We start from the raw sequence: 11,013 nt of genomic DNA, 5'->3' as shown, positions 1-11,013 counted from the left end.
TCCCGCCGATATCAGTCGATTTTTCGCCTGGCGCTTGCGGACCTTCCAGTGCGAAAGAACTTCCAACGGTTACCGTTAACCTGTCGTTCAATAACTTTTTAGATAAACCAACTTCAAGGTCTGTTTTCTGTTGAAGCGATCCGGTAGAGTAATCTTCTGATGAGTTTACCCCAAAGTTAAGCTGTACACCCTGTATCAGATCTGATGCAAGGTTGTTTAACTGTTCGGTAAGCAATTTACTAACACTCGAACGTGCGAGGGTAGAAACACCACCGCCCCCGCCTGCCAAACTCTCGAAAGGGTTATTGGCGATAAACCTGTTCAATGCCAATAAGGCAAAAACCTGTTTGTTCAGTTCGCTTTCATCGCGGTTTACGTTAATCAGCTTCGTATAAACAGTTCCGTTTAAGGCGCCGCGTTCGTTTTCAGGCAGATCGAGTTTGAAAGAAATAATCGGCTTTAACAGCTCGCCTTTCATCATCAGGTACACCTGGAAAGGTAATTTCGTTTTAGCCTGGATATTATCTGGATCGTTAATCAGATCGATAGGGGCGGCATTAACTTCGTACAATGCGGTAAGGTTAACATTTGCCGAAGTAGGTTCGCCTGTCCATACGATGGTACTTCCTTTTACCAGCTTGAAAGCTTTTTTACCCAGCGGACCAACCGATAAATTGTACGAACCATCAATAATCTCGTAACGGCCGGTTAAACTGATTTTACCGCTCGGATCCATGGTGGCATTAAGATCGGCCTCGCCTTTAATATTCAGTGCATCGCCATTTGATGGGTCAACCACCACATTAAGTTCAGCTTCCGGATCTATTTTTACCGCTGCTACAAGATTTATGCCCTTAACCGGTGATTTGCTGATGCTATCAACCTTCAAGGCTTTTTGTCCGTTAAAAGGCGGTGCATCGGCATCGATAAATTGCACAATGCCTTCCTGATCGATAATCGACGGATCGGTTGCCGGCAGGGCAAAGAAAAACTTGGTGCCTTTGTTTACATTGATATTCATGTTCACATCCGGCTGGTTTAAATCCCCGCGTACTTTAATATCGCTGGTAAGGAAAACCGTTCCATAAATCATATCGTTATCTGCCGAGGTAGAATTGATTGCCCTGAAGTTGTTCATCCTGATATCTAAACCAAAGCGATAATTTTTGAAATCGGTAGTGTAAACTTTTCCGTTGATGGTTGCCTTTTGGTTTAATGAATCGATCAGCGTAAAGTTGTTAAAACCGATACCTTCGTTCGTAAACGATATTCTTTCGTTTGGCATGCGGAAATATGAATTTACATAAGCTACTTTGAAACCTGCATTGTTGAAGGTTAAATCGCCCAATATTTTTGGTGCAGTTAGCGCCCCTTTAACGGTAAGCGCTCCGGTTAGGGTTCCTGTACCGTTTTTAAGCTGACCTGCAGATAAACTCTCGATGTTTTTCATTTCGATCTTATCGATATTGACGGTAAGATCCAGGGCACTTTGGGGTGCTGTATAGTAAAATCCATTTACCCTTAACTCGTGTACTCCTGTTAAGGCTACGTTTACTTCAAAAGCATTTTCAGTATTATTATTTACCGCCAAACGAAGGGTGCCCAATTGGTCTTTCTGGTAACGCAACTGATCGATGGTTAAGTTTGCTTCAAATTTTGGCGTACCAGCGAGGTCTTTCACGTTTGCAGTTCCGTTTAAACGGCCACCTACCAAGGTGGTATCGGTTTCGGCAAATTTGGTTAAGGTTTCCAGTTGGAAATCTTTAAACTCTACCGCTAACGGCGCATTTGGCTCGGTAGGGTTGCTGTTGATGGAAAGCGACTGGCCGCTGTTACTGATCTGGAATTGGTTAACCAATATACCCGAAGCACCAAACTGGATGTAATTATCCTGCGAAACCACCCATTTCTGATAATCGAGCAGTAGTTTCTGTGGATCTAAAGTGAATTTAAAATCTTTATTGATCGATTGGAAAGTACCACCGATTACATATTTGTTTTTAAGTTGCCTATCGCGAAGGAAGATATTAACCCCTAAATTATTGTTCGCGGCATCGCCGCTTACTTCCGTGTTGAAAAGTGCAATGGATGGACTTTGGAGGCTTTTAACCGTTAAGCTATAGTCTAATTTGTTATTGTCGTTGTTGATGTTTAAAACCGTTGTATCTACCTTAAAATCGCCATAAACCACTTGTGGGAAGTTTCCTTTGATCTGCAGACTGTCTTTTTGGGTGTCGATCAATCCATAAAACTGTGATTGTTTAAAAACGGTTAGCTCCGGAACAAAGTTTTTTAACAGTTTAGAATCGTAAATCTGCACATTAAACCTTAAGCGCTGATCGGGAACTTTGGTAACGGTACCAAAAGCATAATATTTATTGATTTCGTTGATCACTGCACTGCCAACTTTGGTTAACTGGTACTTGCCATCAATTTTAGCAGATAGTATTTCCGATTTTAAAGTGAGTTCGTTTTCGGTAGCGGTTGATTTGGCACGGATTGAAATGGTATCTACATTAATCTTTTGTTTGTCTTTTACCAGTTGAAGACCGGTAATATCGACTGAACCGTTTAAATAATCGGCATCGGCAGTGGCCAGATCTACTTTAACTACACCGGCAGCACTTAAAACGGTTGGACTAAAGTTTAAAGCCTGAAGGTTAACCTGTTTTAAATTTAAATCGGCTTTTACAGCAGGGTATTTTCCGGCCATATTAACCTTTGCATCTAAATTAAAATTGGCATTGCTATCGGGCATACTGCTTTTGATGCTAATATTCTGATTGCTGTAATTCCCCGCGAGGACTAAATTGCGGTACGTATATTTGTTGTAATAAGCACTTAATACCCTTGCATTAAATTTTGCGTTGATTTTTTTTGGATCGAGCCCGGTACCTGCAACATTTGCCTTTACCGAAATACGGCCAAGTTTAGGCTGCATTTTTAATAACCTGCCTACATTAAAGTTGTTCAGGCTAATGTCGGCCTTATAACTTTCTTTACCTTTTGGTCCGTTCATGCCTGCAACTACAATGGCGCCACCCATATCTGTATTGATATTGAGGTTGGTGTTAAAATCGGTCATGGAACCTTTAAAATTTCCTTTGGCATCAATTACATTCGGTAATTCGATTGATGGGGGTAAAGATTTTTTAGGCACAGCCACTAAAATATCGCCTTTGGTTACATGAAGTTTTTTGATGTTTAAATCCAAAAAGGTTTTTTTGATATCGGGTAGTCCTTTAGCTTTTCCACTGATATCGATCTGCGTGTTTTTTAATCCACTGATCTGTAATTTCGGGATATTCAGGTTATTTAAATAGCCGTTAACATCCGCATTTATTTTTATTTTTTCGTTACGGTAACTGGCCGGTACGGCATCGCTAAAATATCCGGCATCTTTTAAGCCAATGGTGGTATTTTTAAGGATAATGTTCAGTTTTACGCGTTCAGGATGTTTGGTTAAATCCTCCATTGAGGTAAAATTCAACTCTGTAGCATTCTCGATGGATGTATTCGGCGTTTTCAGGATGAAATTTGTGAGTTTGATCTGTTTATCGTTATACACCGCATCTCCCCGTAATTCGTCGAGCACAAAGCCGCTTTTTTCTTTTAACGATCCGTTTTTAACATTGGCTTTTATGCCTGCTGCACTATAACTCACATCGCTTGCACCCAGATTAAGCTGGTTAATTTTGAGGTGGTTAAAATCCATACCTTTCGGAGCCGGTTTAGCGCCCAGGTTATCAAACTGTACATTGTTATCTGCCAAACTGATGTTTTTGATGATCAGCCCCAATGGCGATTGTTCGGGTACTACGGTATCCTTAACTTTCTTTAAATCGTTACTTGGTGCAGGTTTAAAAGCAAAAAGGATATTCGATTTATTTAAATGTGCGTCATCAACCGCATATTTACTATTGGTTAAATCTACTTTCAGGTTTGCCATACCAAGATCATTCACATCGGCTACGGCTTTAGTGGTCGAAATCTGGTCATCATAATTCACCTTTACGTTACTGAAAACAAAGTTCTGCACTTCGATCAACGGTAATTTCCCCTGTTCTTTCTGGGTACTATCTACGCTATTGGTAATATGCTGAACAAGTTTTACCAGTGGTTTCTGCTGTAAATAACGCAGTGAAGTATTAACCAGGCTTAATTCTTTAATTACATAATGCTGGTTGGCGAGGTCGAAATCTTTGATTTTGGTTTTAAATGCGCCTAAATATAGCTTTACATCATTGCCGGCCACATCATCGCGGTAATTGATGCCGATATCTTCAAACGAAATCTTGTCAACCGAAAATTTTAGGGTAGAGGTAGTGTCTTTCTTTACCTTTTCCTCCGGTTTTTTCTGATCACTTGCAAAGGCATCAACCAGAAAAGAAAAATTAAATGTGGTATCGGGGCTTATACGCTTTACGTTGGCGCGTACGTTTTTTAGTTCAATGTTGTTGATCTCAACGGTGTTTTTCAGGAGCTTAAATAAGCTAATGTCTACCGCAAGTTTTTCTGCATATAATAAGGTATCGTGCTTGCGGTCTTCGATGTAAAATTTATTTAAAACCACATCTTTTGGCAATGCGATTTTGATGCTTTCTAAACTTACTTCTGTTTTGGTTTTGTTTTTAAGGTAGTTAATGGCTTTACCTTTAACAAAATTCTGAACCGCCGGAATATTTAAGGATAGGGCTATACCTACAACCAGGATGATGATGGAGGCAATTACCCACAATAAAATTTTGAGACTTTTACGTACGTATTTATTCAAAGCTAGGGGTGTTTGGTGTGTCAGTTAAATGCCAAAAGCATGCCATTTAAAATTAAATTTAAGGCAGTTTTTACTAAATAATACAAAAAATAACCTAAATTGTTCGCCCGCTATAAAAATTTAACATTGGCGGTGATGTAAACAGTTAAAAATGAAATCAATAAATCTAAATATATCCTTTGAGCAATATACAGGTATCACAGAATTAACATTGGCAGATAGAACGCTTTGTGAGCTTTCGGAAAAGGCTTTAAGCACTTCTTATTCACCATATTCCAAATTCAGGGTAGGTACGGCCATCCGTTTGGCTTCGGGCGAAACCATCCTGGGCAGCAATCAGGAAAACCTGGCTTATCCATCAGGACTTTGTGCCGAGCGGGTTGCTCTTTTTAGTATCGGTTCTACTTATCCGAATGCGGTAATAGAAAGCATGGCTATTACCGCACAGACCGATAATTTTGAAATTTTAAAACCGATTACCTCATGCGGGGGCTGTTTGCAGGTAATGGCAGAGTTCGAACGTAAACAAAAAGCGCCGATAGAGGTGATTTTTTATTGTTTGAACGGCGAAGTTTTAAAAGTGCCGAGTGTACAGAGTTTATTGCCTTTTGCTTTTGTTGAGGAGAGGTTGGAGCGGTAAGATCTTCCGTTATTTCGAGCGGAGTAACGCAATTCGTCATGCTGAATTTATTTCAGCATCTTTTTAGCATGAAAGACCCTGAAATAAATTCAGGGTGACGACCTCTCAGTTCCATGGTCTGTGTCACCACAAACCATGGAACTAATTATTGTAAACTGAAATGAATAAGTTTAAGAGTGGTCTGTGGTGACACAGACCACGGAGATGAGCACAGACCAAGAATATTGGCTATTTCTTCCGACCTCTGACCCCTGACCTCGGACTTTTAACTATATTTGGTTTTTTAACCACAATGAAACATCTCTACATCCTCGTTTTCTCTGCTTTTATTTCTCTTAACCTGCAGGCGCAGGGCGTACTTAAAAGTAACGCTGTTTATAAGATAACCTACTTCAGGTCTTCTGACGGAAAGCCCAAGGAAGACCGTAATCCTACTGTTGTAATGGCTTCTGTAAAGCAGAACTTGATCAGTAATGCCAGTATTTTAGACCGAAAAGCTAAATATCCTTACGAGCAGAGCATTGTAACCAAACCCGAAAATATTTTATTTCAGGTGGCAGATCTAGGTGCTAACAATCAGATTGCCACTGCCGATAGTGCTTCGATTGCTAAACAGGTTTTCGAATTTGGTACCGAAACTAAAGTAATTTTAGGCTATACCTGTAAAAAGGCTTCAACGGTGGTTAATTCGAACAGGATCGATCTGTGGTACATTAGCGATGCAGGTATTAAAGCAGCACCAACAAGTTTGGGCCAAACGCTTGGTTTGGTTTTGGAGCAGGTACGTAATGGAAACAGTTATGTAACTGCCACAAAAATTGAAGAAGTAAAGAAAGTACAACCAATTGACCTTACAAAAATTAGTGGTAAGCTAACGGATGGTTTAACCTATAAAGATCTGCTTTGGAAAAGTAGATTTACCACTTTAACCGTTTTCAACAACGAACAGATCAACTTTATTGATAAACCACAATCAACCGATTCTATATTCCGCTTTGCGGGTGGAACGGTTATCGCCCGGAAAGTTAAATTCCCTGAACTGGCCAACCCAAATGTTTTTGTTGATTTAACGGAACAATCGAACGGCGATGCCTACGACAGGACAGGCTCCGTATTTATTATCCCCACTGATAAAACAATCAGTTTAATGGATGCGCTTAAAAACTCGGTTAAAGAACTGCCGGTTTACGACAATGGAAACGGCAAAAAATACCAGGGCGTTGTGGCCACTGCAAATTATAACCCGGTAATTGAGCTGATGCGCTTTTTTACGCCATTTGGCGTGGGTAAATACAATACCTTAAAACTGAAAGATAAAAACTGGGCAGAGAAAGTATATTACCGTCAGGATGTTTCGGAGTTATTCCCATTGGTAAATGGAAAGGAAGTTTGGGTAGCTGTTTTTATCGGTAATTATGATAAAGGTGGGCACAAGGTTTCGTTAAACATCACCCTACATAACGGCGGAAGACCAAAAGAAGCTAAAGAAACGATTTTACCTTTGTTTAATTCTACAAATGTAATGGAAATGGCCGGACAGGAATATGCTACCATGTTCAGCAGTGAAAAAGGACTTGAAGTTTCTTTCACTCTGGCAAAAGATTTAAAGGATGTAAAACTGCGTTACATCACCACCGGACATGGCGGCTGGGGAAATGGTGATGAGTTTGTACCGAAGAAAAATACCATCTGGCTGGATGAAAAAGAAGCTTTTGCTTTTACACCATGGCGACAGGACTGCGGATCATACCGTTTATCTAATCCGGCTTCGGGCAACTTCGAAAGCGGACTGTCTTCATCTGATTTGAGCCGTTCTAACTGGTGTCCGGGTACGGTTACCAATCCGAACTGGATCAGTTTGGGCGATTTAAAAGCCGGAACACATACCATTAAGGTAACCATCCCGATGGGTAAACCCGAAGGCGGCAGCTCCAGTGCCTGGAATGTTTCAGGTGTGCTGTTGGGGACGGAATAACTAATCGGTCTGTCATCCTGAGTGCAACGAAGGATCTTTAATATTTATTCTTCGTGTATCTTCTTAAATCTGTGGAAACAAATTTGCGATGAGGTTCCCACAGATTTCTCTGATTAGCGCAGAAGAGTTTTTGATAAAATGCGTCTTGTCATCCTGCGTATAGCCGAAAAATATTTTTATTCGGTTAGTTTTTTACCATATAAGGCATTTAAGAAAATATAAGCTCAAATTGCTTCATATTTTATGCTTAGTTCTACTAATTTCTAATGGTAACCGTTTATTTTTTTGCATCTTGAAATCTTTAAATAGTAGTACAATAATTGTTTTTAAACCTGATTGCAGCGGTATCCCCTAATTTTTCATTAGGGATATAGCGTAAAGCAGGAGCTTACACCTAATATATGCTGCATACCCTGCTTTTCTGGTATCTTTTCATCAAGTTTCTGATCTTGAAATGTGAATAACCTCACTTCATTCTGTGCAATCATTTTTATTATATTTACGGCTGCCAATTTTTGTAAATAAATGAGTGAAGAATTAGATCAAAACGTAAACGAAGAGCACAAACATACCATAACCCCAATTAACGGTTTATACGAAAACTGGTTTCTCGATTATGCGTCTTATGTAATTCTCGATAGGGCTGTTCCGCACATCCACGATGGTTTAAAACCTGTTCAACGCCGCATTATGCATTCCTTAAAGGAAATGGATGACGGGCGTTTTAATAAAGCGGCCAACGTAATCGGTAATACAATGAAGTACCACCCGCATGGTGATGCTTCTATTGGGGATGCGATGGTGCAGATCGGGCAAAAAGATCTGTTAATCGATATGCAGGGTAACTGGGGCGATCCGGTTACGGGCGATAGTGCTGCGGCACCACGTTATATCGAGGCACGTTTGTCAAAATTTGCCAACGAAGTGGTGTTCAACCCGGATACTACCGAGTGGCAGTTGAGTTATGACGGACGTAACAACGAGCCGATTACCTTACCGGTTAAATTCCCGTTATTGCTTGCGCAGGGCGCCGAAGGTATTGCGGTAGGTTTGGCCACCAAAGTAATGCCGCACAACTTTATCGAACTGCTGGATGCCTCGATAGAAGCATTACAAGGCGTGCGCCCGAATATATTGCCCGATTTTTTTACGGGTGGTATGGCCGATTTTTCGAACTATAACGAAGGGCAGCGCGGAGGTAAGATTCGTGTACGTGCAAAAATTACAGAGAAGGATAAAAAAACTTTGGTGATTACCGAAGTTCCTTTCAGTACCACAACGGGATCAGTGATCGATAGTATTTTATCGGCCAATGATAAAGGCAAGATCAAGATCAAAAAGATCGAGGATAATACTGCGGCCAATGTAGAAATCGTGGTGCACCTGGCACCTGGTATTTCGCCCGATGTAACCATCGATGCACTTTATGCTTTTACGGCATGCGAAGTATCTATTTCTCCAAATACCTGTATCATTCAGGGAGATAAGCCACACTTTTTAAGTGTGAACGATATCCTGATCGAAAACACAAAACACACCAAAAGTTTACTAAAAAAAGAACTCGAAATCCGTTTGCACGAACTGCAGGAAAAGATTTTCTTCAGTTCGTTATTAAAAATATTTATTCAGGAGGGGATGTACAAAAATCCTGAATATGAAAATTCGAGCAATTTCGAAACAGTGGTAGAGGTTTTACATATTTTGTTCGATCCTTTTAAACCCTCACTTTACCGCGAGATTTTGCCAGAGGATTTCAAGAAACTGATCGATAAGCCGATGAGTAGCATCACCCGTTTTGATGTGAAAAAGGCCGATGAGCAGATGAAGAACCTGGAGGATGAAATTAAAGTGGTTAAAAACCATTTAAAACACCTTACAGAATATGCGATTGCCTGGTACCAGAAACTGAAAGATAAATACGGAAAAGGCAGGGAACGTAAAACTGAAATCCGTTTGTTCGACCGTGTAGAAGCTTCGAAAGTAGCATTGGCCAACGTAAAGCTGTACATGAACAAAGAGGACGGGTTTATCGGAACAGGATCGGGATTAAAGAAAGATATACACGTTGCCGACTGTTCGGATATTGATGAGGTAATTGTTTTCCGTGAAGATGGAAAATGCATCATTACGAAAGTTGCCGATAAAACCTTTGTGGGTAAAAACATTATACACGCACAGGTATTTAAGAAAAATGACGAGCGTACCATTTACAACATGATCTACAAAGATGGAGCTAGTGGTACGGCATATATTAAAAGATTTGCAGTGGTAGGGGTAACCCGTGATAAGGAATACGATTTAACCAAGGGCTCGAAAGCCTCGAAAGTATTGTATTTTACACCAAACCCTAATGGTGAGGCCGAAGTGGTAAATGTTGCACTAAAACCGCATTCTAAACTGCGTAAACTTCAGTTTGATCTCGATTTTGCAGAAGTGGCCATTAAAGGCCGTGGTTCGCAGGGGAATATCGTTTCGAAATACCCGGTAAAGAAAATCGTACTGAAAAGCAAAGGGGTTTCTACCTTATCGGGACTGAAGATCTGGTATGACGACCTGTTGAAACGTTTAAATGTTGACGGACGTGGAAAATACCTTGGCGAATTTGATGGCGACGACCGTATTTTACAGGTACATAAAGATGGTTACTACGAGCTAAGTTCTTTCGAACTGAGCAATCACTTTGATGACGGTTTGCTTCTGATCGAGAAATTTGATCCGGAGAAAACTTTTGCCGCTGTACATTTTGAAGGTAAGGCGCAGAACTATTTCATTAAACGTTTTGTGTTCGAACTGCAGGCCAATGGTAAGAAAACCATTTTTATCAGTGAAGAGCAGAAATCGAAACTATTGCACTTAACTTCTAACCCTGGGGCAAAAGTTATTGTTGATGTGCTGAAAGGTAAAACACAGATTCCGGAAACATTGGATTTAGTGCTTTCCGAACTGATCGATGTTAAAGGCCTAAAAGCGAACGGAAACCGTTTATCACCGCACGATATCCAAAAAGTAACACTGGAAGAGCCTGAAATTGAAGAAGAAGAGATTGAAGAGCCAGTTGCAGATGAGGGTGAAGATGATGGGCCGGTTGATGAAGAAAATGCATCTGAAGGAAATACACCGGAAGAGGAAACAGCAGTTGAGGCCGAAACAGAGACCGAAGTAACGGATACCGAGATAACAGAAAAGCCCGTAGCCGAAAAGCCAAAACCAAAATTCGAACGTACAGAACCTGCTGCCAAGGTTGAAAAACCTGAAACAGTAGAAAAACCTGTAGTTGAAAAAGCAAAAGAGGAGCCCGCTAAAAAAGAAGAAGCGAGCGCAGAAGAACAGGCTAAAACAGAAGATAAACCAGTAAAAAAGATTGATTTGGAAATCACCAATCCGGATGATATCGATATGGATGATAAAGGGCAGTTGGGGTTGTTTTAGGTATTAGATGATCAACATTCTGAAATCCGTCACCCTAAATAATCCGTCATCTCGACTGAAGCGTAGCGGAACGGAGAGATCTATCTCGAGATAGATTTAGCTTCGCTGAGCCTTCGGGTTTTCGACTACGTTGCACTCCGCTCGAAATGACGACTTTTCTCCTGCAAATCGTCATCCTGAACTTGTTTCAGGATC

The 11,013-nt window shown here is 40.7% G+C and carries 4 protein-coding genes; 3 read left to right on the top strand and 1 reads right to left on the bottom strand.

All coding sequences use genetic code 11. The features are described 5' to 3' along the window. Positions 1-4,774 (bottom strand): translocation/assembly module TamB domain-containing protein (locus B2V92_RS04275; RefSeq protein ID WP_293305032.1); only part of this gene is annotated, 4,774 nt, incomplete at its 3' end. A gap of 151 nt (positions 4,775-4,925) precedes the next feature. Here B2V92_RS04275 and B2V92_RS04270 point away from each other — a divergent pair. From B2V92_RS04270 to B2V92_RS04260, 3 genes are all read left to right on the top strand, one after another. Continuing rightward, complete coding sequence (locus tag B2V92_RS04270; RefSeq protein WP_293305031.1) at positions 4,926-5,414, top strand: cytidine deaminase; 489 nt, start codon at positions 4,926-4,928, stop codon at positions 5,412-5,414. Between the two features lie 292 nt (positions 5,415-5,706). Further along, positions 5,707-7,389 (top strand): PNGase F N-terminal domain-containing protein, encoded by a 1,683-nt coding sequence (locus tag B2V92_RS04265; protein ID WP_293305029.1) that lies wholly within the window; start codon positions 5,707-5,709, stop codon positions 7,387-7,389. Positions 7,390-7,914: 525 nt separating this feature from the next. Further along, a complete protein-coding gene (locus B2V92_RS04260; RefSeq protein ID WP_293305028.1) occupies positions 7,915-10,818 on the top strand; it encodes a DNA gyrase/topoisomerase IV subunit A in 2,904 nt (967 codons plus the stop codon). Positions 10,819-11,013 lie beyond the last annotated feature (195 nt).

The organism is Pedobacter sp. UBA5917 (assembly GCF_002432345.1).
In the GTDB taxonomy this organism is placed as follows: Bacteria; Bacteroidota; Bacteroidia; order Sphingobacteriales; family Sphingobacteriaceae; genus Pedobacter.
Note: the sequence above shows the minus strand (reverse complement) of the source record. Positions and strands in the feature narration are given on the sequence as shown.

Excerpts from the sequence above, each read along its gene's own strand:
- B2V92_RS04265 (WP_293305029.1), top strand. The coding sequence starts at position 5,707 with ATGAAACATCTCTACATCCTCGTTTTCTCTGCTTTTATTTCTCTTAAC.
- B2V92_RS04270 (WP_293305031.1), top strand. The coding sequence starts at position 4,926 with ATGAAATCAATAAATCTAAATATATCCTTTGAGCAATATACAGGTATC.
- B2V92_RS04260 (WP_293305028.1), top strand. The coding sequence starts at position 7,915 with ATGAGTGAAGAATTAGATCAAAACGTAAACGAAGAGCACAAACATACC.